General features: G+C 71.1%; 30 protein-coding genes. 21 read left to right on the top strand and 9 right to left on the bottom strand.

Going from position 1 to position 25,135, the window contains the following annotated elements; genetic code table 11:
• Positions 1-192: 192 nt before the first annotated feature.
• Together HP445_RS09405 and upp are read right to left on the bottom strand one after the other, a co-directional pair.
• Positions 193-960 (bottom strand): winged helix-turn-helix domain-containing protein, encoded by a 768-nt coding sequence (locus tag HP445_RS09405; RefSeq protein ID WP_128780972.1) that lies wholly within the window; start codon positions 958-960, stop codon positions 193-195.
• Positions 961-1,623: 663 nt separating this feature from the next.
• Positions 1,624-2,259 (bottom strand): uracil phosphoribosyltransferase, encoded by a 636-nt coding sequence (gene upp / locus HP445_RS09400; RefSeq protein ID WP_071406290.1) that lies wholly within the window; start codon positions 2,257-2,259, stop codon positions 1,624-1,626.
• A 76-nt stretch (positions 2,260-2,335) separates the two neighbouring features.
• Between upp and HP445_RS09395 the strand changes: the two genes are divergently transcribed.
• On the top strand, positions 2,336-2,770 hold the full coding sequence (locus HP445_RS09395; RefSeq protein ID WP_110861637.1) for a nucleoside deaminase: 435 nt from the start codon (positions 2,336-2,338) through the stop codon (positions 2,768-2,770).
• Here the strand turns inward: HP445_RS09395 and HP445_RS09390 are convergent.
• Positions 2,751-3,707, bottom strand: coding sequence for a cation diffusion facilitator family transporter (locus HP445_RS09390; protein ID WP_027466331.1), 957 nt, complete (start codon positions 3,705-3,707; stop codon positions 2,751-2,753). The genes HP445_RS09395 and HP445_RS09390 overlap by 20 nt on opposite strands.
• A 64-nt stretch (positions 3,708-3,771) precedes the next feature.
• On the opposite strand from HP445_RS09390, the gene proC reads away from it, so the two are divergent.
• A complete protein-coding gene (gene proC, locus HP445_RS09385; protein ID WP_111046776.1) occupies positions 3,772-4,602 on the top strand; it encodes a pyrroline-5-carboxylate reductase in 831 nt (276 codons plus the stop codon).
• A gap of 69 nt (positions 4,603-4,671) precedes the next feature.
• Here proC and HP445_RS09380 read toward each other — a convergent pair whose 3' ends face one another.
• Positions 4,672-5,367, bottom strand: a complete 696-nt coding sequence (locus tag HP445_RS09380) for a potassium channel family protein (protein WP_217499818.1) — start codon at positions 5,365-5,367, stop codon at positions 4,672-4,674.
• Positions 5,360-6,793 carry a TrkH family potassium uptake protein gene (locus tag HP445_RS09375; protein ID WP_071406293.1) on the bottom strand — a complete coding sequence of 478 codons (1,434 nt, stop codon included), beginning with the start codon at positions 6,791-6,793 and terminating at the stop codon, positions 5,360-5,362. The genes HP445_RS09380 and HP445_RS09375 overlap by 8 nt, the downstream gene beginning before the upstream one ends.
• A 74-nt stretch (positions 6,794-6,867) precedes the next feature.
• Between HP445_RS09375 and HP445_RS09370 the strand changes: the two genes are divergently transcribed.
• From HP445_RS09370 to HP445_RS09350, 5 genes are all read left to right on the top strand, one after another.
• A complete protein-coding gene (locus HP445_RS09370) occupies positions 6,868-7,383 on the top strand; it encodes an ArsR/SmtB family transcription factor (RefSeq protein WP_051596885.1) in 516 nt (171 codons plus the stop codon).
• Between the two features lie 157 nt (positions 7,384-7,540).
• Positions 7,541-7,735 (top strand): helix-turn-helix domain-containing protein, encoded by a 195-nt coding sequence (locus HP445_RS09365; RefSeq protein ID WP_017888579.1) that lies wholly within the window; start codon positions 7,541-7,543, stop codon positions 7,733-7,735.
• A gap of 109 nt (positions 7,736-7,844) precedes the next feature.
• A complete protein-coding gene (locus HP445_RS09360) occupies positions 7,845-7,943 on the top strand; it encodes a 30S ribosomal protein bS22 (protein WP_003792170.1) in 99 nt (32 codons plus the stop codon).
• Positions 7,944-8,031: 88 nt separating this feature from the next.
• Entirely contained in the window at positions 8,032-8,286 is a 255-nt protein-coding gene (locus HP445_RS09355) for a glutaredoxin family protein (protein ID WP_071247435.1), read from the top strand.
• Positions 8,283-8,576, top strand: coding sequence for a Dabb family protein (locus HP445_RS09350; RefSeq protein WP_128780973.1), 294 nt, complete (start codon positions 8,283-8,285; stop codon positions 8,574-8,576). Before HP445_RS09355 ends, HP445_RS09350 begins: the two co-directional genes overlap by 4 nt.
• 105 nt (positions 8,577-8,681) lie before the next feature.
• On the opposite strand, the gene aspS is transcribed toward HP445_RS09350, so the two are convergent.
• Positions 8,682-10,022: an aspartate--tRNA(Asn) ligase gene (gene aspS, locus HP445_RS09345; protein WP_128780974.1), complete on the bottom strand. Its 1,341-nt coding sequence runs from the start codon at positions 10,020-10,022 to the stop codon at positions 8,682-8,684.
• A 183-nt stretch (positions 10,023-10,205) separates the two neighbouring features.
• On the opposite strand from aspS, the gene HP445_RS09340 reads away from it, so the two are divergent.
• Together HP445_RS09340 and HP445_RS09335 are read left to right on the top strand one after the other, a co-directional pair.
• Complete coding sequence (locus HP445_RS09340; RefSeq protein WP_128780975.1) at positions 10,206-10,532, top strand: hypothetical protein; 327 nt, start codon at positions 10,206-10,208, stop codon at positions 10,530-10,532.
• Entirely contained in the window at positions 10,529-10,756 is a 228-nt protein-coding gene (locus HP445_RS09335; RefSeq protein WP_128780976.1) for a hypothetical protein, read from the top strand. Before HP445_RS09340 ends, HP445_RS09335 begins: the two co-directional genes overlap by 4 nt.
• Here HP445_RS09335 and HP445_RS09330 read toward each other — a convergent pair.
• Positions 10,733-11,134: a MerR family transcriptional regulator gene (locus HP445_RS09330; protein WP_372496363.1), complete on the bottom strand. Its 402-nt coding sequence runs from the start codon at positions 11,132-11,134 to the stop codon at positions 10,733-10,735. The genes HP445_RS09335 and HP445_RS09330 overlap by 24 nt on opposite strands.
• 42 nt (positions 11,135-11,176) lie before the next feature.
• Between HP445_RS09330 and HP445_RS09325 the strand changes: the two genes are divergently transcribed.
• From HP445_RS09325 to ccsB, 6 genes are all read left to right on the top strand, one after another.
• The gene (locus HP445_RS09325) at positions 11,177-12,670 is read left to right on the top strand and encodes a SulP family inorganic anion transporter (protein WP_111029374.1); all 1,494 of its coding nucleotides are present in this window, start codon (positions 11,177-11,179) and stop codon (positions 12,668-12,670) included.
• Between the two features lie 67 nt (positions 12,671-12,737).
• Complete coding sequence (locus tag HP445_RS09320; RefSeq protein ID WP_128780977.1) at positions 12,738-13,394, top strand: histidine phosphatase family protein; 657 nt, start codon at positions 12,738-12,740, stop codon at positions 13,392-13,394.
• Positions 13,391-14,029: a TlpA family protein disulfide reductase gene (locus HP445_RS09315; RefSeq protein ID WP_181242981.1), complete on the top strand. Its 639-nt coding sequence runs from the start codon at positions 13,391-13,393 to the stop codon at positions 14,027-14,029. Before HP445_RS09320 ends, HP445_RS09315 begins: the two co-directional genes overlap by 4 nt.
• A gap of 45 nt (positions 14,030-14,074) precedes the next feature.
• The gene (locus HP445_RS09310) at positions 14,075-14,773 is read left to right on the top strand and encodes a cytochrome c biogenesis CcdA family protein (protein ID WP_111092751.1); all 699 of its coding nucleotides are present in this window, start codon (positions 14,075-14,077) and stop codon (positions 14,771-14,773) included.
• Complete coding sequence (gene resB, locus HP445_RS09305) at positions 14,757-16,481, top strand: cytochrome c biogenesis protein ResB (RefSeq protein WP_241660437.1); 1,725 nt, start codon at positions 14,757-14,759, stop codon at positions 16,479-16,481. Before HP445_RS09310 ends, resB begins: the two co-directional genes overlap by 17 nt.
• Before the next feature lie 5 nt (positions 16,482-16,486).
• Positions 16,487-17,506, top strand: a complete 1,020-nt coding sequence (ccsB, locus tag HP445_RS09300) for a c-type cytochrome biogenesis protein CcsB (RefSeq protein WP_110863489.1) — start codon at positions 16,487-16,489, stop codon at positions 17,504-17,506.
• A 276-nt stretch (positions 17,507-17,782) separates the two neighbouring features.
• On the opposite strand, the gene HP445_RS09295 is transcribed toward ccsB, so the two are convergent.
• Complete coding sequence (locus HP445_RS09295) at positions 17,783-18,775, bottom strand: o-succinylbenzoate synthase (RefSeq protein WP_128780978.1); 993 nt, start codon at positions 18,773-18,775, stop codon at positions 17,783-17,785.
• 119 nt (positions 18,776-18,894) lie between these two features.
• Between HP445_RS09295 and HP445_RS09290 the strand changes: the two genes are divergently transcribed.
• From HP445_RS09290 to HP445_RS09275, 4 genes are read left to right on the top strand one after another with little or no spacing between them, the layout of a single operon-like run.
• Positions 18,895-19,437 (top strand): hypothetical protein, encoded by a 543-nt coding sequence (locus HP445_RS09290; protein WP_128780979.1) that lies wholly within the window; start codon positions 18,895-18,897, stop codon positions 19,435-19,437.
• Between the two features lie 31 nt (positions 19,438-19,468).
• Complete coding sequence (locus HP445_RS09285) at positions 19,469-20,398, top strand: 1,4-dihydroxy-2-naphthoyl-CoA synthase (protein ID WP_128780980.1); 930 nt, start codon at positions 19,469-19,471, stop codon at positions 20,396-20,398.
• The gene (locus HP445_RS09280) at positions 20,398-21,537 is read left to right on the top strand and encodes an AMP-binding protein (RefSeq protein ID WP_128780981.1); all 1,140 of its coding nucleotides are present in this window, start codon (positions 20,398-20,400) and stop codon (positions 21,535-21,537) included. Before HP445_RS09285 ends, HP445_RS09280 begins: the two co-directional genes overlap by 1 nt.
• Positions 21,538-21,577: 40 nt before the next feature.
• Entirely contained in the window at positions 21,578-22,579 is a 1,002-nt protein-coding gene (locus tag HP445_RS09275; protein WP_111032004.1) for a 1,4-dihydroxy-2-naphthoate polyprenyltransferase, read from the top strand.
• A 46-nt stretch (positions 22,580-22,625) separates the two neighbouring features.
• On the opposite strand, the gene HP445_RS09270 is transcribed toward HP445_RS09275, so the two are convergent.
• A complete protein-coding gene (locus HP445_RS09270) occupies positions 22,626-22,961 on the bottom strand; it encodes a DUF4229 domain-containing protein (RefSeq protein WP_111032003.1) in 336 nt (111 codons plus the stop codon).
• Between the two features lie 64 nt (positions 22,962-23,025).
• Between HP445_RS09270 and HP445_RS09265 the strand changes: the two genes are divergently transcribed.
• Together HP445_RS09265 and menD are read left to right on the top strand one after the other, a co-directional pair.
• Positions 23,026-23,385 carry a PLDc N-terminal domain-containing protein gene (locus HP445_RS09265; RefSeq protein WP_071406307.1) on the top strand — a complete coding sequence of 120 codons (360 nt, stop codon included), beginning with the start codon at positions 23,026-23,028 and terminating at the stop codon, positions 23,383-23,385.
• Positions 23,378-25,126 (top strand): 2-succinyl-5-enolpyruvyl-6-hydroxy-3-cyclohexene-1-carboxylic-acid synthase, encoded by a 1,749-nt coding sequence (gene menD, locus HP445_RS09260; protein ID WP_128781094.1) that lies wholly within the window; start codon positions 23,378-23,380, stop codon positions 25,124-25,126. The genes HP445_RS09265 and menD overlap by 8 nt, the downstream gene beginning before the upstream one ends.
• The last annotated feature ends 9 nt before the right edge of the window (positions 25,127-25,135 follow it).

Genomic DNA, 25,135 nt, shown 5'->3' with positions numbered 1-25,135 from the left:
CATGCACGAGGGCCGGCCGCCTGTCGGCGACCGGCCCTCTCCCTTGCACCAAGAGTTTCCTGCAATCACATTCCACAGGCGGTGCCACAGCAAACACCGTCTGCACCACCGACTGTATAACGAAGCGGTAACGGCGCGCCAGCCTCTCCGGGGCCGGTTCGCTGCGAGTTCACCAAGAGCAGCCGATCAGGCTCAGAAGAGGTCGGGCGACGGGGTCGACGCGTACCGCACGGCGACGTCCGCGTGCCGGTCGAAGCGGTAGCCGACGCCGCGCACGGTGCGGACGATCTCCTCGAACGCGCCGAGCTTGGAGCGGAGCCGACGCACGTGCACGTCGATGGTGCGCTCGTTCGGGGTCTCGTCCTCGCCGTCCGACCAGAGGCCGTCGATGATCGCGGACCGGTCGACGGTCTGGCCCTCGCGGAGGACCAGGAACTGCAGGAGCTCGAACTCCTTGTAGGTCAGGGGTGCCGCTTCGCCGTCGAGGGTCACGCGCTTCCGGGAGATGTCGATGACGACGCCGGTCTCCTCGGGCTCGGGCTTCTCGACCTGCTTGCGGGCGGCCACCGCGGAGCGGTCCTGCAGGGCGAGGCGGACGACGTCGACGTCCCGGCCACCGGAGTGCTCGGCGGCGACGGCGACGGCCGCGTACGTCTCGGACGACGGGACGAGCTGCGCGGTGAGGGCCTTGAGCTGCTCGACCACCGCGGCCAGGGTCGTGCCGGCGGCAGCGGCCTTCGCTTCGTCGATGCCGACGTACAGGGCAAAGCCGCGGGCCTCGGTGCCCTCGGGCAGAGCGCGGTTCCGCTGGGGCGCGACCACGGGGCTCGTCGGCACGGTGGCCGGTCCGGTCGCTGCCGGCGAGGCCGGGCGCGGACGGATCGGGGTGACGGTGCCGAGGTCGGTCGGGGCCGGTGCGGAGCGGAGCGCGGTGCGGGGCTGAGCGATGGTGAGCGACATGGTGGTTCTCCGGGCGGTGTGGCCGGTGCGCGGGTGGCGCGGCGGCCGGTGTCGAATGCGTCATCCCGGGTACGGCGGTACGCCGATGTGCCCTGCGGTCCTGCTGCGGACCGGGGTCGACCCGGGGGAACGGGAGACAGACCTCGTGACGTGGTGCGCGTCGCCGACGGTGTCCGTCACCCGGGGATCACGCGCTCGCGACGGGGGTGGTGTCGCGGGGGATCCGGCTGGAACGGGTGCCGATCAGGCACACATTCGACAACGCATGACTGGCATGGTCGGCATCATCACGCCGACGGTCCCCACTGCCCCTGCGGAGGAGCACGCCTCGGAGAGGACGCGGGTGGACACGGTTGCAGTCATGTGACGAGTATCTGCGGTATACCAACGCGGTGTCAACCGTCCGCGCGGACGGTGCGGTGAGCGCGACCGCACGGACGTCGAGTGCCACGCCCGTTCCTTCCCATTGCGCCCGCGAGGGGAAGTGGAATCGGGCGTACCGGGTGGAAAGAACCGACCGGGTACGCCCGGAACGACCGGGTACGCCCGGAACGGGCAGGTACGCCCGGAACTGGACGGTGCGGTGAGCGCGACCGCACGGACGACAGGAGGCGCGGTGCCAGCTGGCACCGCGCCTCCAGTCCGAGAAGTGGTGGGTCTGCGCTACTCGGCCAGGCCGTAGAGCCGGTCGCCGGCGTCGCCGAGGCCCGGGACGATGTACCCGTTCTCGTCGAGCTTCTCGTCGAGCGCACCGAGGACGATCGAGACGTTGCGGTCGCCGACGGCCTGCTCGACCATGGCGAGCCCCTCGGGGGCACCGAGGATGCACACGCACGTTATTTCCTGCGCACCGCGGGCGAACAGGAAGTCGATCGCGGCGGCGAGGGTGCCACCGGTGGCGAGCATCGGGTCGAGCACGAAGCACTGCCGCCCGGACAGGTCGTCGGGCAGGCGCTCGGCGTAGGTCTGCGGCTCGAGCGTCTCCTCGTTGCGGGCCATGCCGAGGAAGCCGACCTCGGCCGTCGGGACGAGCTTGACCATGCCCTCGAGCATGCCGAGCCCGGCGCGGAGGATCGGGACGACGAGCGGCCGCGGCTTGGCGATCGCGACGCCCATGGTGTGCGCCACCGGCGTGTCGATCGGCGTCGCCGTGACCCGGACGCCCCGCGTGGCCTCGTACGCGAGGAGCGTGACGAGCTCCTCGGTCAGCGCGCGGAACGTGGGGGAGGGCGTCGTACGGTCGCGGAGCACCGAGAGCTTGTGGGTGATGAGCGGGTGGTCGGCGACGTGGACTCGCATAGGGTCGAGCCTAGCGTGCCGTCGACCGTCAGGAGGTCCCGTGGAGGAGCCCGCAGCCCGCCCGTTCGTCCCGGCGATGGAGCGCGCGCTCGACGAGGCCCGACGGTGCCTGGAGACCGACGACGTCCCGGTCGGCGCCGTGGTGCTCGACCGTGACGGCGTCGTGGTCGCCACCGGCCGGAACGAGCGCGAGGCGCGACAGGACCCGACGGCCCACGCCGAGGTCCTCGCGCTGCGTGCTGCAGCGGCGGTGACGGGGGACTGGCACCTCGAGGAGCACACGCTCGTGGTGACGCTCGAGCCCTGTCCGATGTGCGCCGGCGCCGTCATGGCCGCACGGGTGCCACGGGTCGTGTTCGGCGCGTGGGACCCGAAGGCGGGCGCCAGCGGCAGCGTCTACGACATCGCCAGGGACCGCCGGCTGCCGCACCGCTCCGAGGTCATCGGGGGCGTGCTCGAGGCAGCGTGTGCCGAGTTGCTCGACGACTTCTTCAGTCCGCGGCGAGGATGACGATCGCCTCGGTCGGCGGCTGCGGCCCGGTGCGCAGGACGTCCGGTTCGACGTAGATCACCCGGGCGATCGGCACGGCGCTCCGGACACGCTGCTCGACGGTGTCGATGCCAGCGGCGACGTCACCGAGCCGGCGGTCCCCGTCGACGGCGACCTTCACGCCGACCATCAGCTCGTCCGGCCCGAGGTACAGGGTCTTCAGGTGGATGATCGCGTCGACCTCGGGGCCGTCGAGCACCGCCTGCTTGATGCGCTCGACGTCGGCGGCGGTCGCGCCCTCGCCGACGAGCAGGCTCTTCGTCTCGATGCCGAGCACCACGGCGACCGCGATGAGCAGCGCCGCGATGAGCATGGTGCCGATCGCGTCGAACACCCCGTTGCCGGTGATCGCCGTCAGGCCGACGCCGAACAGGGCGAAGACCAGGCCGAGCAGGGCCGCGGTGTCCTCGAGCATCACGACGGGCAGCTCGGGGGCCTTCGCACGGCGGACGAACTGCACCCAGCTCTGCGAGCCTTTCTGCGGTCGGGCCTCGTGCAGGGCGGTGCGGAGCGAGAAGCCCTCGAGCCCGATGGCGATGACGAGCACCACGAGGGGGAGCCACCAGTTCTCGAGCGGGTGCGGGTGGGCGAGCTTCTCGATGCCCTCGTAGAGCGAGAAGACGCCGCCGACCGAGAACAGGATGATGGAGACGACGAACGCGTAGACGTAGCGTTCACGCCCGTAGCCGAAGGGGTGCTCCTGGTCCGCCGCTCGCCGGGCCTTGCGACCACCGAGCAGCAGGAGGAGCTGGTTCGCGGAGTCGGCCAGGGAGTGCACGCCCTCGGCCAGCATCGACGCCGATCCGCTGATCGCCGCCGCGATGAACTTCACGATCGCGATGCCGATGTTGGCACCGAGTGCGGCGAAGATCGCCTTCGTGCCTCCGGAAGCGCTCACAGCTGTCCCCTTCTCGTGGTCTGCGACACGATCCTAGGCGGGTGGCGTCGGTAGGGTCGGGAGCATGACGATCGACCTGCCCCGCACCGCCCTGCTCGGCGTCGGCTCCATGTCCGGCGCGGTCCTCGACGGCCTGCTCGCCGCGGGACTCGACCCGGCCACCGTGACCCTCACCACGAAGTCCGAGGCGTCCGCTGCTGCCCACCGGGAGCGCGGTCTCGACGCGACCGCGAGTGACACCGACCCCGACGCCAACCGGTCGGCCGTCCGTGGCGCGGCCCTCGTCGTCGTCGGCGTGAAGCCGTACATGATCGCGGACCTGCTCGACGAGGTCGCCGACGACCTGGAGCCCGGCGCCGTCCTGGTCAGCGTCGCCGTCGGCACCACCACCGCGAGCATGGAGACACGGGTGCCCGACGGCGTCCGCGTCGTCCGTGCCCTGCCGAACACCCCGATCGGCGTCGGCCACGGCGTCACCGGCATCAGCGCGGGCACCTCGGCCGACGCCGAGGCCGTCGCACTGGCGTCGTCGGTGTTCACCGCCTCGGGCGAGGTCATCGAGGTGCCGGAGTCGCAGCTCGACGCGCTGTCCGCCGTGTCCGGTTCCGGTCCCGCCTACGTCTTCCTGCTGATCGAGCAGTGGCAGCGTGCCGCCGAGGAGCTCGGGTTCACCCACGAACAGGCGGCGACGATGGTGCAGGGCACCGTCCGCGGCGCGGTCGAGCTGCTCGAGCGGTCGGGCCGTGAGCCCGCCGACCTGCGCCGCGCGGTGACGAGCCCGAAGGGCACGACGGAGCGGGCCGTCGCGGTGCTGCAGGACGCGGACCTGGCGGACACGCTGCTGCGCGCGTCGCGTGCCGCGATCGCGCGTGCCGAGGAGATCGCCGCGTCCTAGACGCAACCGCTGTGCGGACGGGAGGCCCATGGCGACGCCGCCACGGGCCTCCCGTCCGTCGCGTGGTCGCTACTCGTACGCGGCGAAGCGCTCCAGGTCGGTCTCGGAACCCGAGACGATGATGACGTCGTCCTCACCGATGACGCTGTCCGGCGTCGCCGGCACGAAGGGGCTGCCGGGCGGCTTGATGCCGAGCACGGTCAGGCCGAAGCGGGTGCGGATCACGGTGGTGGCGAGGTCCTTGCCGCGGACCGCGCGCGGCGGGAACATCTTGACCACGGCGAAGTCGTCGTCGAACTCGATGAAGTCGAGCATCCGGCCGGAGACCAGGTGTGCCGTGCGCTCGCCGGCCTCGCGCTCGGGGTAGACGACGTGGTTCGCGCCGATGCGGGACAGGATCGTGCCGTGCGAGCGGCTGATCGCCTTCGCCCAGATCTGCGGGACGCCGAGGTCGACCAGGTTCGCCGTGATGAGCACGCTCGACTCCAGGTCACTACCCGTGCCGACGACGGCGATGGCGAAGTCCTGCGCGCCGATCTGCCGGAGCGCGTCGATGTCGGTCGCGTCCGCCTGCACCGCGTGGGTGACCCGGTCGGACCACTTCTGCACCAGCCCGGCGTCGGTGTCGACGACGAGCACCTCGCGGTCCTGGCGCTCGAGCTGGCCGGCGGTGGCGGCCCCGAAGCGCCCGAGCCCGATGACCAGGACGGGGGCGTCGTGACTGATGGCACCGTGCTGGTGCGACGAACGGGTGCGGTCAGCCAACGATCGGCCTCTCCTCGGGACGGCGGAACAGTTGCCGGCTCTGGCTGGCGGCCAGGGCAGCGGCGATGGTCACTGTACCGACCCGGCCGAGGAACATGGTGGCGGCGAGCACGTACTTGCCCGGTTCCGGCAGGTCCGCGGACACGCCGGAGGACAGACCGCTGGTCGAGAAGGCCGAGATCACCTCGAACAGCACCCGGTCGAGCGAGTCGTCGGTGATCTGCAGGAGGACCACGGTCGCGACGGCCACGATCGTCGCTCCCCAGAGCACGATGGCCACCGCGACCCGCAGGACGTCGCTCGGGATCCGGCGACCGAAGGCCTCCATGCTCTGGCGACCGCGGGCCTCGGCGACCGCGGCCAGGAACAGCACCGCGAGGGTCGTCACCTTGATGCCGCCGGCCGTCGAGGCGGATCCGCCACCGATGAACATGAGCATGTCCGTGACGAGCAGGCTCGAGCCGTTGAGCTGGTCGAAGTCGACGAGCGAGAAGCCTCCCGAGCGGGTCATCGTCGACAGGAAGAGCGCCTGGAACGCGGTGCGCCCGGCTCCTTCTTCGCCGAAGGTCGTCGGGTTCGACGCCTCGAGTGCGGTGTAGACGACCGCGCCGCCGAGGAGCAGGATCGCGCTCGTCGCCAGGGTGAGCTTGACGTGGATCGGCCAGCGCCGCGGGGTGCGCAGCTGCTTCGTCAGGGCACGGATCACCGGGAACCCGATGGACCCCGCCACGACACCGATCATCAGCAGCGTCAGGAACCAGTAGTCGTGGGCGAACGGGTCGAGGCCGTCGGCGTTCGGTGAGAACCCGGTGTTCGTGAATGCCATCGCCGCGTAGTAGAAGGAGTCACCGACCGCGGTCCAGAACGGGATGCCGGCGATGAGCACCGACGGCAGGAGCAGCAGGCCGAGGACGATCTCGATCGACAGCGTGCTCACCGCCACGGTCGCGAGCAGGGTGCCGACCTCGCCGAGCCGGACGGCCTGTCCCTCGGGCACGGCGCCGTGGTGGGTGCGGAGCGGGTTCGAGTCGCCGGCCGCCATGAGCTTGGCGCGCAGGCCGAGCTTGCGGGTGACGAACAGGCCGAGGATCGACGCGAAGGTCAGGACACCGACGGCGCCGATCTGCGTGCCGATGACCACCAGGACCTTGCCGAACACCGACCAGTGCGTCGCCATGTCGACCGTGGACAGCCCGGTGACGCAGACCACCGACGCCGCGGTGAACAGTGCGTCAGCGAAGTGGGTGCTGCTGCGGTCCGCGGTGGCCCACGGCGTCATGAAGAGCACCGTGAACAGGAAGATCAGCGCGATGAACACCACGATCGCCAGTCGGGACGGCGACGAGCGCAGCACCGTCGCGATCCGGCTCGCTCGCCGTCGGCCGACACTCACGTGGTGCGGGATCGGCTCGGTTCGGTCGAGCATGCGTATGCCTCCGAGGACATGGGCCGGGACGGTTCGTCATGGTACATCCGTGGTGCCCCGGCTAGCCTTGCCCCATGGCCGACATCTTCTCCGTCGTGGCGGACCCGACCCGGCGCGAGCTGCTCGGCACGCTGTTGTCCGCCTACGGATCGGACGTCACCGGCGGCGAGCTCAGCGTCGGCCAGCTCGTCGAACGCCTCGGGGTCAGCCAGCCCACGGTGTCGAAGCACCTGCGCGTCCTGCGCGACATCGGGCTCGTCACCAGTCGTGAAGAGGGGCAGCACCGCTACTACCGACTCGACCCGGAGCCGCTCGTGCACCTGGAGGACTGGGTCCTGCCGTTCACGGGCGCGGTCGACGCCGACGGCACCCCGGCCACCACCGCGTGGACGCCGGACGGCCAGCCGGTGTCGATCCGCCGGAACGGCACGGCCGGCAAGGCGACGGTGGAGGTGGGCACCGAGCTCGGCCGCGTCATGGCCGAGGCGTCGTACCGGGCCACCGCGGCGATCTCCGGCGCGCAGCAGGGCTGGGAACGCGTCGTCGACCGCAGCCGCAAGCGCTTCACCCGCCGGGGCGACGAAGACTGAGCCCTGCCGCTCGGGCTTCCGAGCACGGGGCGGCGCCGGTGCACGCGGCGCGGACTGAACCTGGACACCGGGTCGCACACGCCTCTACAGTTGCCACTGACCACACAGGTCACACCACTCCCGTGCGCAGCGCGCGTGCGAGCCCCGAAGGCGGACCATGACCGGCAGTTTCGACGACGTGCGCTTCCTCACCGTCGCTGAGGTCGCCGAGATGATGCGCGTCTCGAAGATGACCGTGTACCGGATGGTGCACGCCGGTGAGCTCCCCGCCATCCGCTTCGGCCGTTCCTTCCGCGTCCCCGAGTCAGCCGTCGCCGACGTGCTGCGCGGTGGCGTGGCGGACGTCGGCTGAGCGCGCGTTCGACATCACAGCGGGCAGCCGGTAGACTCGGGCAGGTTGATTTTCCGCGGTCTCTTCGGCCCGGTGTCCGTACATCAGCATCAGTCCGAGCGAGGTCCACATGGGTTCTGTCATCAAGAAGCGTCGTAAGCGCATGGCGAAGAAGAAGCACCGCAAGCTCCTTCGCAAGACGCGTCACCAGCGACGCAACAAGAAGTAGACCCTCACAGGTCTGCGCAGGTCGGAGGACCTGCACGAGAAGCCCCGGTTCGCCGGGGCTTTCGCGTTCCCGGACTACGCTTGGGACCATGCCCGCAGTGACGTTCCTGACGAAGCCCGGATGCCACCTCTGCGACGACGCCCGACCCGTGGTCGAACGCGTCGTCGCCGACCACCCGGGGGTCACCCTGCAGGAACGCTCGATCCTCGACGACGACGCGCTCCGTCAGGAGTACGCGGAGGACATCCCCGTCGTGCTGATCGACGGGCGCGTCCACAGCAACTGGCACGTCGACGCCGACCGGCTCGCACGTGCGCTCGAGAAGGCCGAGGCCCGCGCATGATCTCCCACGTCGTCTCCTGGTCCCTGCGGACCGACCTCGACCGCACCGAGTCGATCGCCCGCATCCGCGGACTCCTGACCGGTCTGGTCGGCACCGTCGAGTCGATCCGGTCGCTCGAGGTCGTCGAGAACGTCGCCTACCCGGACAAGAACCACGACGTCGCCGTGGTCGCCAGCTTCGACGACCTCGCCGGACTCGACGCGTACCAGGTGCACCCGGAGCACCAGGCCGCGGCAGCGGAGATCCGCGAACTGGTCACGGCGCGGGCCGCCATCGACTGGCAGAGCTGAGCCGGGCCTCCCGTCCGCGCGCTCGTCGCTCCACGTCGCGCTTCGTGAGCAGAAAAGGTCGCCTCCCGCATCGGGAGGCGACCTTTTCTGCTCACTCGCTGGTGACTACGGGGTCAGGCGCGTCGGGCCACGGAACAGGTACGTGACCTCGCGGATCGACGGCTCACCGAGCATCAGCATCAGCACGCGCGCGAGGCCCATGCCGAAGCCGCCGTGCGGCGGGACGCCGTAGCGGAAGAAGTCGAGGTACCAGCCGAGCTCCTCCGGGTCGAGGCCCTTCTCGACGGCCTGCGCCTCGAGTACGTCGACGCGGTGCTCACGCTGGGCGCCCGTGGAGATCTCGGCACCGTTGAAGATGAGGTCGTAGCTGTTGGTGACCGACGGGTCGCCGGGCTTCCGCATGTGGTAGTACGGCCGGATCGAGGCGTCGTACTCCGTGACGAACACGAACTCGGAGCCGTGGTGCTCCTTCGCCCAGGCGGCGACGCGGCGCTCGCCCTCGGGGTCCAGGTCACCGTCGGCGCGGACGACGTCGTAGCCGCTGTCGGCGACGATCTTGCGCGCGTCGGCCAGGGTCACGCGGGGGAACGGCGTCGCAGGGACCTGCAGCTCGAAGCCGAAGACCTCCGCGATGTCCTTGCCGTACTTCTCCTTGACGGCGGTGATGCCGGCGACCAGGACCTCTTCGTGCATCGCCATGACGTCCTCGTGGGACTCGATCCACGAGAACTCGGCGTCGACGCTGGTGAACTCGGTGGCGTGGCGGCTCGTGAAGGACGGGTCGGCGCGGAAGGCGTCCGCGATCTCGAACACGGCACCGAAGCCGGCCGGCTGCGCCATCTGCTTGAAGTTCTGCGGCGACTGGGCCAGGTAGGCGGTCGTCTCGAAGTACTCGAGCTGGAACAGCTCGGCGCGCGACTCGGATGCCGACGCCATGAGCTTCGGGGTGTGGATCTCGATGTAGTCGCGGTCGACCCAGTACGTGCGGAACGCGTGCTCGAGCGTCGTCTGGATGCGGAAGATCAGGTTCTGCTTGCGGTTGCGCAGGTCGAGGAAGCGCCAGTCGAGGCGCTTGTCGAGCGACGAGTCGTCGGCGATGGGGGTCTCCGGGATCGCGGCGCTCACCACGTGCAGCGCACCGATCTTGACCTCGAGCCCGCCGAGCTTCACGCGCTCGTCGTGCTTCAGCGTGCCGGTGACGTGCACGAAGGTGCCGTGCGCCAGGCCGGAGATCTCGTTGGTGGTCGCGAGGGCGGACTGTGCGGCGTCGTCGCCGTCCTCGGCCTCGCGCGTCGCCGGGTTCACGAGCTGGACGGCGCCGGTCTCGTCGCGCAGCACGACGAACTGCACCTTCTTCTGGTCTCGGACGGTCTCGACCCATCCGGCCACGGAGACGGGACCGTCGGGGAGGGCTGCCAGGTCGGCGATGCGGGTGCGTTCGATCACGGTGGTCGAGTCTAACCGCCTGCGTCCGGGGGCGTGGGCGGCGGGGTTCTTCCCTCCACAGGGCCGCCTGCGTCCGATGTTCTCCACCGATGGCCGGGAGGCCCGTGGCGGCGTGCGTGGACTCCGTAGCGTTCTCGACGTGGCCGGGTCGCGGGACGAGAGGGGGACCGGGTGGGGACGGGGATGGGGGAGCTCGCGACCTGGCCGCCTGCGGCGGTCGCGGTGGTGGTGGCTGCGCTCTGCACGGCGGCGTTCACGCTGCTCGTGGCGGTCGTCGGTGGGCTGTGGGCGGTCATCCGGTGGCGGCGGGACGTCGCGCGTGAACAGCGCGACCGGGCTTGGTCACGATTCGTCTGGGTGGTCGACCACGTCACAGACGCGGACGTGGGTCGTGTCGAGATCGGGAGACTCGTCGCAGGAGCGATGTACAACATGCAGGTTCTTCGCGAGGCCGACGAGGTCATCGGCAAGCTCGTGCTGGAACTGGTGACGGAAGAGGAGCAGACGTGACGCAACGGGACCCGGTGAAGGCCTTGTTCGTGCGGCGGGACGAGGAGTGGAAGGCGAATGTGCGCAAACGGCACTGGTTCCGGCCATGGCGAGCACGTCGGGTGATCGCCGAACACGATCGGCTGCGGGAGATGATGGAGGAGATGGCCGAGGCGAAGCGGGAACGGAGTCGCCTCATCGCGGCTGGCGTGCTCGAGGGCTCAGGGGAGCGACGCGCGGAGTGATCCGAGCGTGCCGATGAACTCCTCGGCCATGCCGGCCCGCTCGACGAGCTTGGCGTGCCGGGCACGGGCGTCCTCGAGGTACGCGTCGAGGTGGGCGGCCAGTGCCGGTTCGTCCTCGGGGTCCTTCGTCGCGAGGGCGTCGACCACGCGGAGCAGCTCGGCCATCTCGTCGAGCGTGAACCCGAGCGGCTTCATCCGGCGGATCACGAGCAACCGTTCGAGGTCCTGCGCCGTGTAGACCCGGAACCCGCCGTTGGTGCGGCCGCTCGGCACGAGCAGCCCGACCTCGTCGTAGTGCCGGATCGTGCGCAGGGACATGTCGGCGCGGTCGGCGAGCTCGCCGATGTGCATCGTGTCGGGGACGTCGCTGGTGCTCACGGCGTACGACTCTACCCTCACGTGAGGGTAGAGTTCCGATCGATGTCCGTGATCACACACGCGCCGACGGCCCCGAGCGTCCTCGCCGCCCTCCGCTCGCCCCGCATGCTCACCCGAGAGGTCCTGGCCGGCATCGTCACCGCACTGGCGCTCATCCCCGAGGCCATCTCGTTCTCCGTCGTCGCCGGGGTCGATCCCGCGGTCGGCCTGTTCTCGAGCGTCGTCATCGCGATCGTGATCTCGATCGTCGGTGGTCGCCCCGCGATGATCTCCGCCGCAGCCGGCTCGGTGGCGCTCGTCATCGCCCCGCTCGTCCGGGAGCACGGGATCGAGTACCTGGTGCCCGCGATCGTCCTGGGCGGCGTGTTCCAGCTCGTGCTCGGGTTCCTCGGGGTGGCACGGCTGATGCGCTTCATCCCGCGCAGCGTCAACGTCGCGTTCGTGAACGCCCTGGCCATCCTCATCTTCACCGCCCAGCTGCCGAACCTGCTCGGCGACGACGTGCCGTTCATCGTCTGGCCGCTGACGGCGCTCGGCATCGCGATCATCGTCGGCTTCCCGTTCCTGACGAAGGCGATCCCCGCACCGCTCATCGCGGTCGTCGTCGTCACCGGCATCACGATGGTGTTCAGCGTCGCCGTGCCGACGGTGGGGGACGAGGGCGAACTGCCGACGGCGCTCCCGGGCTTCGGCGGGATCACGACGCCGTTCACCTTCGAGACGCTGCAGATCATCGCTCCGTACGCGTTCGGTGTCGCGATCGTCGGGCTGATCGAGACCCTGCTCACCGCGCAGCTCGTCGACTCCATCACCGAGACGGGTTCGAGCAAGTGGCGCGAGTCGTGGGGCCAGGGCGTCGCGAACATCGCGTCCGCCTTCTTCGGTGGCACCGGCGGCTGCGCGATGATCGGCCAGACGGTGATCAACGTGAAGACCGCGGGTGCCCGGACGCGCGTCTCGACCTTCGCGGCCGGCGTCTCGGTGCTCGTCCTGACGATCGTGCTCCACGACCTCGTGGCCCAGATCCCGATGGCGGCACTGACGGCGGTCATGCTCATGGTCTGCGTCGCGACCTTCGACTGGCACAGCATCCGACCGCGCACCCTCCGACGGATGCCGCTCGGCGAGACCGCGGTCATGCTCGTCACCGTCGTGGTGGTCGTCGTGACCGAGAACCTCGCGACCGGCGTGCTCGTCGGTGTGGTCGTGGCGGCCCTGGTCTTCGCCCGACGGGTAGCGCACGTGGTGACCGTGGTGCGCGAGCCGGTCGACGACCGCACCGTGCGGTACCGGGTCCGCGGTGCGCTGTTCTTCGCCTCGTCGAACGACCTCGTCACACGGTTCTCCTACGCCGAGGACCCGGAGCACGTGATCATCGACCTGGCCGACGCCCACGTGTTCGACGCGTCCACGGTCGCGGCGCTCGACGGGGTCGAACAGCGGTTCGCGAAGCACGGGTCGACCGTCGAGGTGGTGAACCTCGACACGGGGTCGATCGCGCTGCACGGGCGGCTCTCCGGTGAGCTCGGCGGCTGAGTGCTTCCGCATCCGGTGAATCACCTGAGGGGGCGGTGGGAACCGCGGGCGACCTACACTGGAACCCATGCCCGCGACCCGTCTCCACCTCGTCCGGCACGGAGAGGTGCACAACCCGGGCCGCGTCCTCTACGGCCGGCTCCCGGGCTTCGGGCTGAGTGACCTCGGCACGCGGATGGCGCAGGCCTCCGCGACCGCCTGGAAGGACGCCGGCGTCGACGTGCGTCGGATCGTCGCGTCCCCGCTGCAGCGCACGCAGGAGTCCGCCGCACCCTGGTCGACCGTCTACGGGCTCGACGTGACGCTCGACGAGCGCCTGATCGAACCGACGAACCGCTACGAGGGGCAGCCCCCCGGGTTCACGAAGCGCTCGCTCGGCCGCCCGGCGGAGTGGCCGTGGATCGCGAACCCGCTGCGTCCCAGCTGGGGCGAGGCGTACGAGTCGATCGCCAACCGCATGCTCGCGGCGATGGCCACGGCGTGGGAGAGCGTGGACGAGGGCGACGTCGTCTTGGTCAGCCACCAGCTGCCGATCTGGATGGTCCACCGGAAGCTCGCGGGGGAGCCCCTGTGGCACGACCCGCGCAAGCGCCGCTGCGACCTGTCGAGCATCACCACCGTCGAACGTGTGCCCGCCACGTCGACCGGTCGGTTCACCGAGGTCGGGTACGCGGACCCCGCGCAGGAACTGCGCGCGACCGCCGTCGACGAAGGAGCAGTGTGAACAGCACGAGCAGTGTGCGCGTCATCAGCAAGCGGTTCGCGGTCCTCGCAGCGACGGCCGTCGCCGCAGTCCTCGTCCTGTCCGGCTGCTCGTCGGACAGCGGCGGCATCGCGAAGCAGTACGGCAACGGCACGACCCAGAACTACATCTCCGGTGACGGCGCCGTGACCGAGGTCTCCGCGAAGGACCGCACCGACCCGGTCACCTTCCGGGCCGAGGACTCGAACGGAGACACCGTCTCGTCGAAGGACCTCCGCGGCAAGGTCGTCGTCCTGAACTTCTGGTACGCCAGCTGCCCGCCCTGCCGTGCCGAGGCGAAGTACCTCAACAAGGTGCACGACGAGTACGCCGACGCCGACGACGTCGCGTTCATCGGTGTCAACGTCCGCGACGAAGCAGCGACCGCGGCCGCCTTCGAGCGCACCTTCGACGTGCAGTACCCGACGGTCCTCGACCAGCGCACGGGCACGATGCAGCTCGCGATGTCCGGGCAGATCGCACCGAACGCGGTGCCGGCCACGATCGTCCTCGACACGAAGGGCCGCGTGGCCGCCCGGGTCCTCGGCGCGATCGACGGCACGAGCATCCTGCAGACCCTGGTCAGCGACGAGCTCGACGCCGGCAAGGCCTCCTGACCCGTGACCTCCAACCCCTTCGCCGACGCGATCCTGAGCGGCCAGATGGCCGTGGCGCTGCCCGTGGCGGCGCTCGCCGGGCTCGTGTCGTTCCTGTCCCCGTGCGTGCTGCCGCTCGTGCCGGGGTACCTCGGGTACGTCGGCGGTGTCGCCGAGGGCGGGCAGCGTCGGGGTCGTGTGGTGCTCGGCGTGCTGCTGTTCATCGCCGGGTTCACCGCGGTGTTCGTGGCGTACACGACGGTGTTCGGCGCGCTCGGCTTCTGGCTCGTGCGGTGGCGCGACCTCATCACGCAGATCCTCGGGGTCGTCGTGATCGCCATGGGCCTGGTGTTCGTCGGTCGGTTCACGTTCCTGCAGCGCACCATCAAGCCCGGCTGGACCCCGGCCACCGGGCTCCTCGGCGCCCCCCTGCTCGGCATCGTGTTCGGCCTCGGCTGGACCCCGTGCCTCGGCCCGACCCTGGCGGCCATCAACCTGCTCAGTGTCCAGTCGGGCAGCGCCTGGCAGGGCATGTGGCTCGGGGTGGCGTACTGCCTCGGGCTCGGCATCCCGTTCGTCCTCGTCGCCCTCGGCGCCGGCTGGGCCACGGGGGCCATCGCGGCGGTGAAGCGTCACATGCGCACCGTCAACATCATCGGAGGAGCGATCCTGATCGTCATCGGTCTGCTCATGGTCACCGGTATCTGGTCGGCCGTCATGTCGAGCGTCGGGGCGGTGATCCAGAGCTTTGTCCCCGCGGTCTGACCTGAACGAGCACATCCCGACGGGCGCAGGCGACGGGGCCGACAGCGCCTCCGACCCGCAGCGACCGTCCGACCACGTCGACGGCTCCGGCCCCACCGACGGTGGCATCAACCAGCCGAAGCTCGGCTTCGTCGGGTACCTCCGCTTCTTCTGGCGGCAGCTGACGAGCATGCGCACGGCGCTGTTCCTGCTCATGCTGCTCGCCCTCGCGGCCATCCCGGGCTCCCTCGTCCCGCAGCGCACCGCCGACCCGAACGGCGTCGTGCAGTACAAGGCGGACCACCCGCAGCTCTACCCGGTGCTCGACAAGCTGCAGGTCTTCGACACCTACACCTCGGTGTGGTTCTCCGCGATCTACCTGCTGCTCTTCATCTCGCTCATCGGCTGCATCGTGCCCCGCACGAAGCACCACTGGCAGGCACTGCGGACCCGTCCGCCGAAGACCCCCGCGCGCCTGACGCGACTGGCGGGCTTCCGCAAGGTGGCGGTGCAGCCGGACGCGATGATCGACGGGACGACCGGGATCGACGCGACCACGGGCCTCCCGTCCGCCGAGCACGCGGTGACGCGCGCGATGGCGATCCTGAAGCGGTCCGGGTACCGCGTCGAGCGGTTCGGCGACTCGGTGAGCGCGGAGCGCGGCTACCTGCGCGAGACCGGCAACCTGGTGTTCCACGCCGCCCTGGTCGGGGTGCTCCTGGCGGTCGGGGTCGGCGGTGGCTTCGGCTTCACCGGTCAGCGCCTGCTGGTCGAGGGCCAGACGTTCTCGAACGTGCTCGGCTCGTACGACTCGTTCAACCCCGGTCGCTGGTTCCAGCAGACCGACCTCAAGGGCTACAACCTCCGGCTCGACAAGTTCGTGACGAAGTACGAGGAGCGCAACCTCGACGCCCTCGGGCAGGCGCTCGACTACTCGGCCACGGTCACGAGCACCGAGAAGGGCGGCGCGCCGAAGACGAGCCGCCTCGGCGTGAACGATCCGCTGCACGTCGGCGGCACCAACGTCTACCTGCTCGGCAACGGCTACGCGATGCAGGTCACGGTGCGCGACGGCGACGGCAACGTGGCCTTCAAGGATGTCGTGCCGTTCCTGCCGGAGGACGCGAACTACACCTCCACCGGCGTCATCAAGGTGCCGGACGCGAAGCCGGACCAGCTCGGCATGGTCGGGTTCTTCTACCCCACCGCGTCGAAGCTCGCGAGCGGCGCCTACTCGAGTGCCTACCCGGACACCCAGAACCCGCTGCTGACGCTGCAGGTCTACACGGGTGACCTCGGGCTCGACAGTGGCGTGCCGCAGAGCGTGTACACGCTCAGCACCAAGGGGCTCGACCAGATCGCCGGTCGGCAGTCGGACACCGCGAGCATCGCGCTGAAGCCCGGCCAGACGAAGAAGCTGCCGGAAGGCGCCGGGTCGATCACGTTCGACGGCGTCAAGCGGTACGTCTCCCTCGACGTGCACCACGACCCCTCGCAGCTTTGGGTGGGCGGGTTCGCCCTGCTCTCCACCCTCGGCCTGCTCACCTCGCTGTTCGTCCCGCGCCGTCGCGTCTGGGTGAAGGTCGTCCCGCGCACGGACACGGCGGGCGGCGAGTACGACCTCGAGTACGCCGGACTCGCACGCGGCGAGGACCCGAACCTCGAACGGGCCGTCGCGGACATCGCACAGCGCCACACGTCGGACCTCGGAGTTAGGATGCCCCAGTGAACGACATGACCACGAACCTCGCGACCTACTCGGTCGTGCTCACGTACTCCGCGATGGCGGTGTACGTGGTCGCGTTCATCTCGTTCGCCCTCGACATGGCCAAACGCTCCGGCGACGTCACGGCCGCCGCGAAGAACGCGGGCGCCGACGACAGCTCGGCCGATGCGGCCAGCGCTGCGGCAGCACCCGGAGCGAAGACGGTCGCGACCGTCCGCGGCGGCACCGTCGTGCTCGAGCAGGTCGCCGCACCGCCGTCGGGCGGTTCGGCCGGCCGCGGCACGAAGTTCGAGCGCGTCGGCATGGCGATGACGATCCTCGCGCTCGTCCTGCACGTCGCCTCGGTCGTCCTCCGCGGCATCGCGGCCGACCGTGTGCCGTGGGGCAACATGTTCGAGTTCTCGCTGACCGGCACGGCGCTGATCACCCTGATCTTCCTGCTCGTGCAGTTCTGGCAGAACCTGAAGTTCCTCGGTGTCTTCATCACCGGCCTGACGATCATCCTGCTCGGCATCGCGACCGTGAACTACTGGGTCCCCGTCGTCCCGCTGCAGCCGGCCCTGCAGTCGTACTGGCTGGTCATCCACGTGTTCGTGGCGATCGCCGGCACCGGGTTCTTCGCGCTCGGCGCGGGGCTCGCGGTGGCGCAGCTCGTGCAGACGTACCGCCAGGGCCGCACGGCCTCCGGCAAGCTCCGCTTCATGGCGACGCTGCCCGACGCCGACCGGCTCGAGGTCCTGACCTACCGCGTCCTCCTCGTCGGCTTCGTCCTCTGGACGTTCACGCTCATCGCCGGTGCGATCTGGGCCGAGCGCGCCTGGGGCCGCTACTGGGGCTGGGACACGAAAGAGGTCTGGACCTTCATCATCTGGGTCGTCTACGCGGGCTACATCCACGCCCGTGCGACCCGCGGCTGGCGCGGTGCGCGGTCGTCCTGGCTGGCCCTCATCGGCTTCGCTGCGGTGATGTTCAACTTCTCGGTCGTGAACGTCTTCTTCAAGGGCCTGCACAGCTACTCGGGTCTGTGAGTCACGCGGGTCGCTGACGCGGCCCTGGTCGCGACCACGACCGGACGGGAGGCACGGTGCCAGCTGGCACCGTGCCTCCCGTCCGTCGTCCGGGGTGCGTCGAGAGCCGCGACCGGTCCGGCGGACACCGCCAGCGGTCACGACATGCCGTGTGCGGAGCGGCGTGGTCGCACGAACCGTCGTTCCGGGGCCGTCCGAACGACGGAACGGGAGACCTCGGCGAACGCGAGTGGCGTGTCGTGCACCCTCGACGCACCCGACCGAGCGGCGGTCGCGCTACCCGGCTGCGGCGAGCACGGCGTGCACGCGCGTCACCCGCTCGCGCCACCACGCCGTGCGCTCCGGCGACGCGGCGTACCGCTCCACCAGCTCCGGCGCGACGTCGACGCGGCGCACCGGCACCCGACCGCCGACCGGCAGCAGCGGATCGGTCGTGACGTCCCCGGCGAACATGGCCGCCGTCCCGAGCCCGGCGGCGTACCCGGGCGTCATCGCCGCGGCGGCCAGGAACGCTCCCATCCCGAGCCCGGCCGAGGTGTCGAGCGCGCTCGAGACGACGCACGGCAGCCCGGCGTCGGCGATGACGGCACGGGCCGCGGTGATCCCCCCGAGCGGCTGGGCCTTCACGACCAGGACGTCGGCGGCACCGGCCCGGGCGACGGCGAGGGGGTCGCTCGCCTTCCGGACGCTCTCGTCCGCGGCGACCCGGACCCCGAGGCCGGCGATCCGCGACCGGAGCTCCGCGAGCTCGGGCACCGTCGCGCAGGGCTGCTCGGCGTACTGCAGGTCGAACGGTGCGAGCCGCTCCAGCGCCGCGGTGGCCTGCTCGACGCCCCACAGCCCGTTGGCGTCGACCCGGACCGCGGCCTCGGGACCCATCACCCGGCGGACGGCGGCGACCCGGGCGACGTCGTCGTCGACGGTCGTGCCGGGTTCGGCGACCTTGACCTTGGCCGTCGTGCAGCCGGGGTACCGAGCGAGCAGGTCGGCGACGTCGTCGGCGGCGATCGCCGGGACGGTGGCGTTGACCGGCACCGAGTCGGCGGCGGGTTCGTGGTCGGTCCACCCGAAGTCGACGGTGGCGCGCAGCCAGGCGGCGGCCTCGGCGTCGTCGTACTCGACGAACGGCGAGAACTCGGTCCAGCCGGCGGGTCCGCGCAGCACGACGGCCTCGCGCGTAATGATGCCGCGGAACCGCACGCGCATCGGCAGGGCCACCACGTGGGCGTCGGCGAGGAGGTCGGCGAGGTCGGGGAGCACGTCCGCCATCCTCCCACCGCACCCAGGGGGCCTGCCGGTTCCTCGGAGGGGACCGCCAGGGCAGGGCACTAGCATGCATCGGTCGGCCTCGGTCGGCGAGGGGAACGACCCGGAACGAGGGAGGCTCGGTGGCGGTGGATCCGCGGCAGCGCGCAGCACAGCAGCGTGCATCGCAGCGCCCGTCCGACCCGTCGAGCGCCGGAGCAGCACGCCCGGCGTCGACTCGTCCGGCAGCTGCAGCCCGACCCTCGGCGGCGACCCGCCCGGCAGCGGGCGCTCGATCCGCGGCGGCTCCCGGGCGCGACTCCGACGACTTCGCCCGCCTCATGCAGCGCAACACCGTCGACGTCCGGCAGACCGGTGGCACGAAGCGCCGCAACCCCGTCGTCGGCAAGATCGCCCTCGGCCTGGCCGTGGTGTCCGCCGCTGTGGACGCCAGCGCCTTCGCCGTGTTCATGGGCGGTGACACGAACTTCGCCTTCGGGATCTGCTTCGTCGTCGTGTTCCTGACGCTCGTCGCCGCCGTGCTCGGGTTCGTCGCCGCCGTCGGCTCGTTCGGACGCTGGTACGGCGCTGTCGGGGTCGTCCTGGCGTTCTTCGCGAACCCCGTGATCCTCATCGTGATCATGGTGTTCGTCGCGCCGGAGATCCTGACCGACATGGGCGCCTGACCCGCCAGACGCCCGGCGGTACGTTGGGAGCATGGCTGCTCCCGTCTCCGACCTGTTCGACCCCGACGTCTGGACCACCGCTCCGATCGCGGAGCAGTTCACCGACATCACGTACCACAAGCACGTCTCCAAGGGCATCGTCCGGGTCGCCTTCGACCGTCCCGAGGTCCGCAACGCCTTCCGCCCGCGCACGGTCGACGAGCTCTACCGCGCCCTCGACGACGCCCGGCAGGACCCCCGTGTCGGTGTCGTGCTGCTCACCGGCAACGGCCCGAGCCCGAAGGACGGCGGGTGGGCGTTCTGCTCCGGCGGCGACCAGCGCATCCGGGGGCGGAGCGGCTACCAGTACGTCGGCGACGAGGGCGCCCCGCCCGAGGGTGTGGACCCCGCGGCCGCCCAGGCATCGATGGGGCGGCTGCACATCCTCGAGGTCCAGCGGCTGATCCGGATGATGCCCAAGGTCGTCATCGCGGTCGTCCCCGGCTGGGCCGCGGGCGGTGGGCACTCCCTGCACGCGATCTGCGACCTCACCATCGCGAGCGCCGAGCACGGGAAGTTCAAGCAGACCGATGCCGACGTCGGCTCGTTCGACGGCGGCTACGGCAGTGCCTACTACGCCAAGCAGATCGGGCAGAAGTTCGCCCGCGAGGTCTTCTTCCTCGCCCAGGAGTACTCCGCCCAGCGCGCGTACGAGATGGGTGCGGTGAACGCCGTCGTACCGCACGCCGACCTGGAGCACGAGGCGATCCGCTGGGGCGAGATCGTGCTCGGCAAGTCGCCGACGGCGATCCGAATGCTCAAGTACGCGTTCAACGCCGTGGACGACGGCATGGTCGGCCAGCAGGTGTTCGCGGGCGAGGCGACGCGGTTGGCCTACGGCACCGACGAGGCCGTCGAGGGCCGCGACTCGTTCCTCGAGAAGCGCGCTCCCGAGTGGACCGCGTTCCCCTGGCACTACTGATGCCCCGTCCGCTGGTCGCGACCGGTACGTCGGACCCGACGGCCGTGCTGCGCGGCCTGGAGGCAGCACTCGCCGGCGGCCCCGCACTGCTCCCCGTCGCCGAGGGGGCACCGGCCCTGCCGACGCCACCTCCGGCCGAGGTCCGGCAGGCGGTCGCCCTGGTGGTCGAGACGAGCGGGTCCACCGGCACCGGCAAGCGCGTGGCGCTCTCGTCCGAGGCGCTCCTCGCCGGTGCTGCCGCGGCGGACGCGGCACTCGGTGGGCCCGGGCGCTGGGTGCTCGCGCTGCCGACGCACTACATCGCCGGCATCAACGTCCTGACCCGCTCGATCACCGCGGGCACCGAACCCGTCGTCGTGCCGCCCGGGCACTTCGCGGCCGCCGCGTTCACCGAGGCGGCCGAACGGCTCGTCACCGGTCCGGCCGCGCCGCGTCGCTACACCTCGCTGGTGCCGGTGCAGCTCGCCCGGGTCCTCGACGACCCGGACGCCACCCGTGCGCTCGCCCGGTTCGACGCGGTCCTGGTCGGCGGGCAGGCCACCCCGGCGCCGCTCCGGCAGCGTGCGCTCGACGCCGGGGTCCGGGTCGTGACGACGTACGGTGCGAGCGAGACGAGCGGCGGATGCGTGTACGACGGCGTCCCGTTCGGCACGGTGCGCACGGCGCTGGTCGACGGCGAGCTGCAGCTGGCGGGGCCGATGCTCGCCGAGGGGTACCTCGACGACGATGCCCGCACGGCGTCGGCCTTCGTCGAACGGGACGGGCTGCGCTGGTACCGGACCGGGGACACGGCGTCCCTGTCCGACGGCGTGGTCCGCGTGCTCGGACGCCTCGACGACGTGGTGATCTCCGGCGGCGAGAAGGTCCAGCTCGGTGCGGTCGAACGGCTCGTCCGCGGGCTCCCCGGGCAGGAGACCGCTGTCGTCGCCCGGCGCTCGGCAGGGGAGTGGGGCGAGGTCCCGGTCGTCGTCACCGAGCAGCCGCTCGACCTCGACGCCGTGCGTGCGCACGTCGGAGCCACCCTGGGCCGAGCCGCCCGGCCGGCGGACGTCGTCGTGCTGGACCGCATCCCGATGCTGTCGTCGGGCAAACCCGACCGTCGGGCCGTGCAGGCGCTCGTGGAGCCGGGCCGCCCGTAGGGACCGCGAGCGGCCGGGCGGCGCATCGGCAATATGATCGGTGCTCGTGGCACGAACGAAGAACTCGACGCAGAAGCAGGGCCGGTCCGGCAACCCGGCGAAGGCCGCTGCCCCCGCCCGCACCAAGCGGAAGGCGACCGCGCGCGACTGGATCGGCGGCGCACGCCTGCGCACCCTGACCCTCGGTGTCGTCCCGGTCGTGCTCGGCACCGCCGTCGCGTTCGTCGACAGCGGGGAGCCCGGCGACTTCGGCGACTACCTGGCGAAGGACGGCCACCTCGCCGTCGCGCTGCTCGCCCTGGCCGTGGCGCTGTTCCTGCAGATCGGTGTGAACTACAGCAACGACTACTCCGACGGGGTCCGCGGCACCGACGAGTACCGCGTCGGCCCGGCACGACTCACCGGAGCCGGTCTGGCCAAGCCCCGGACCGTGCTCACCGTCGCCCTGACGTTCTTCGGCCTGGCCGCGGTCGCCGGCCTGGTCATCGTGCTGCTCACCCAGCTGTGGTGGCTGCTGCTCGTGGGGGCCGCCGCCATCGTCGCCGCCTGGTTCTACACGGGCGGCAAGAAGCCGTACGGGTACAACGCCCTGGGCGAGGTCTTCGTCTTCGTCTTCTTCGGGCTGGTCGCCGTGCTCGGCACCCAGTTCGTGCAGATCCGCGAGGTCACGGTCAGCGGCTGGGCAGCCGCGGTGGCCGCCGGGTTCTTCGCCTGCGCGGTCCTGATGGTGAACAACATCCGCGACATCGACGAGGACCAGCTGGCGGGCAAACGCACGCTCGCCGTGGTCGTCGGCCGTCCGGTGGCCCGCGTCCTGTACGGCCTGTTCCTGATGCTGCCGTACGTCGTGCTGCTCTGGTTCGTGCTGCTGTACTTCCGCACCGGCTTCACGTACTTCTCGCTGCTGCTGGCGCTGCCGGCGCTGGCGATCGGTGTGTCGTCACGGAAGCCCCGCGAGCTCATCACGGCCCTGCAGCTGTCGTCGTTCGCCTCGCTCGCCTTCGGCGTGGTGCTCGGGATCACCCTGGCCATCCAGCCGTAGCCGTTCCGGCTGCTCGACCGGACGGGCCCGCCCCGGCTCCGTCGGATCAGTCGGCGTCGGTGTCCCGGCGCGCCTCGTGCCGGTCGGCGTCGGACACCGGACGGACGGTCGGGGTGGCCGCGGCGTCGGAGTCGGCGGCGTCGACGAAGTCGTCCTCGAAGTCCGAGTCCGCGTCGCGCTCCGGGGTACCGCGGCGGTTCGCCAGGCTCAGGGCCACCTGTGTGCGCAGTCCGGACAGCGCGATGTACGAGATGAGCAGGCCCACCAGGGCGGCCACGATCGTCGCCCAGTACCACGGCATCGGCGTCAGGAGCAGGAGGAGCACGAGCGCCACCACGAAGATGCCGAGCCGAGCCAGGGTGTACAGGAGCCACGCTTTCACACGGTGAGTCTACGGAGCGCCGACCGGCAGGGGCATCACAGGGTCGCGACCTAGACTTCACCGTATGGTCCGCTTGTGGTTGATCGTCGCCGTGGCCGCCGTCGCCTTCACGGTGTACGCGGCCATCGACTGCGGCACGATGCCGCGTCAGCGCGTCCGTTCCCTGCGTCGTGGCGTGTGGCTCCTGCTCGTGATCATCCTGCCCGTCCTGGGCGGCGTCCTCTGGTTCCTGCTGGGTCGCACCCCGGCGGCCGACCCCGGTGCGTCGGCCCGGTACCGTGGACCCGAAGACGACCCGGACTTCCTCGGCACCACGCCGGAGCCGGGCACCACCCTCACGGACAAGGACCAGGACGACGCGACCCTCCGAGACCTCGAAGACCAGTTCCACGAGCGCGACGACGACGGCCGCACCGATCGCTGACGGCCCCGCCGGTTCGGGCAGCCCGGCGACGGACACCGCGCTCGCCCTCCTGCAGGAACTCGTGCGTGCCGGCGTCACCGACGTCGTGGTGAGCCCCGGTTCGCGGTCCCAGGCGCTCGCACTCGCGGCGGTCGCCCTGGAGCGCGCCGGTGGGCTGACCGTGCACGTGCGGTTGGACGAACGGACCGCCGGGTTCTTCGCACTCGGGCTCGCGGTCGAGACGCACCGACCGGCAGCGGTGGTGACGACGTCGGGCACCGCGGTGGCGAACCTGCACCCCGCCGTGCTCGAGGCGCACCACTCCGGCGTGCCGATGATCGTGCTGAGTGCCGACCGTCCCGACGAACTGCGCGGCATCGGCAGCAACCAGACCACCGTCCAACCGGGGATCTTCGGCCAGGCCGTCGCCTTCGTCCGCGACGTCGAGGCCCCGTCGGCGCACGGCGTCGACGCCTCGGTCCGCGACACCCTGCGCACCCTCGCCCGACAGGCCGTCGCCGCCGCAGCCGGGCACACCGGACAGCCCGGTCCCGCGCAGCTCAACGTCGCGTTCCGCGAGCCGCTGTCCGCCGGACTCGCCCCGGAGCACGTCAGCCCCGTGCCCGAGGACGAGGTCGACCTGGCGTTCGCCACCCGCCGGGCGCACGCGGGTCTGCCGGTCGCCGAACTCACCCCGGACGACGAACCGGGCACCGTCGTCATCGCCGGGCACGATGCCGGCGAGGACGCCGAGCGGATCGCCTGGGAACTCGGGGCGCCGCTCCTCGCCGAGGTCTCGAGCGGCGCGCGCTTCGGCCGCAACCTGGTCGTCGCCTACCGCGAACTCCTGCGCGACGCCGACCACGGCGGCGCCGTCCGCCGCGCCGTCGTGCTCGGCCACCCGACCCTCAGCAGAGAGGTCCCCGCGCTCCTGCAGCGCGACGGGGTCGAGACGATCGTCGTCCGCGGACCCGCGGCCGACCCCTTCGACCCGGCCTGTGCCTCCCGACCGGACGCCGCGACCACCTTCGTGTCCGACGTCCGCGTGACGGGCCGGACCCGGCCGGACCACCGCGCGTGGGTCGGCCGCTGGGTCGGCGCCAGCCGGCGGATCCTGGGGGACGGCGACGCCGGCCCGGACCTCGACGCCAAGCGCTCCGCCGACCGTGCCGAGCGGAACAAGTTCCTGCGTGACGAGGTCGCGCTCCGTCGCCGACCCGTCGACCGGGCCATGCTCGCCGAGGCCGTCTGGGGGGTGACCTGGCCGCACGACCGGCTCGTCCTCGGGGCGTCGCAGCTCATCCGTGAAGCCGACGCCCGGGTGCTCGGCAAGAAGATCCGGGTGCACGCGAACCGCGGGCTCGCCGGCATCGACGGCACCGTCTCGACCGCCCTCGGCATCGCCGCGGCGCTCGAGCAGTCCTCGGCCTCCGTGGGCACCACACGCGTGCTCCTCGGCGACCTGACCCTGCTGCACGACCTCGGTGCGTTCGTCACCGGCACCGAGGAACGCACCCACCGGGTGCAGGTCGTCGTCGGCAACGACCACGGCGGCGCGATCTTCCGCGGGCTCGAGGTGGCGAAGACCACGCCCGAAGCCGACATGCGGCGGATGATGTCGACCCCGCAGCACGTCGACGTCGAACGGGTCGTCACGGGCCTCGGGTGGGAGTACCGCCGGGCGGCGACGTGGGGTGACCTGGAGCGGGTGCTCACCGACCCGGCCGAGCGGGTCGTGATCGAGGTTCCGCTGGCCGATTGACCGGCCAGC

The organism is Curtobacterium flaccumfaciens (assembly GCF_013359815.1).
GTDB lineage: Bacteria > Actinomycetota > Actinomycetes > Actinomycetales > Microbacteriaceae > Curtobacterium > Curtobacterium flaccumfaciens.
The sequence above is the reverse complement of the archived record's forward strand: the minus strand, read 5'-3'. Positions and strand labels throughout refer to the sequence as shown.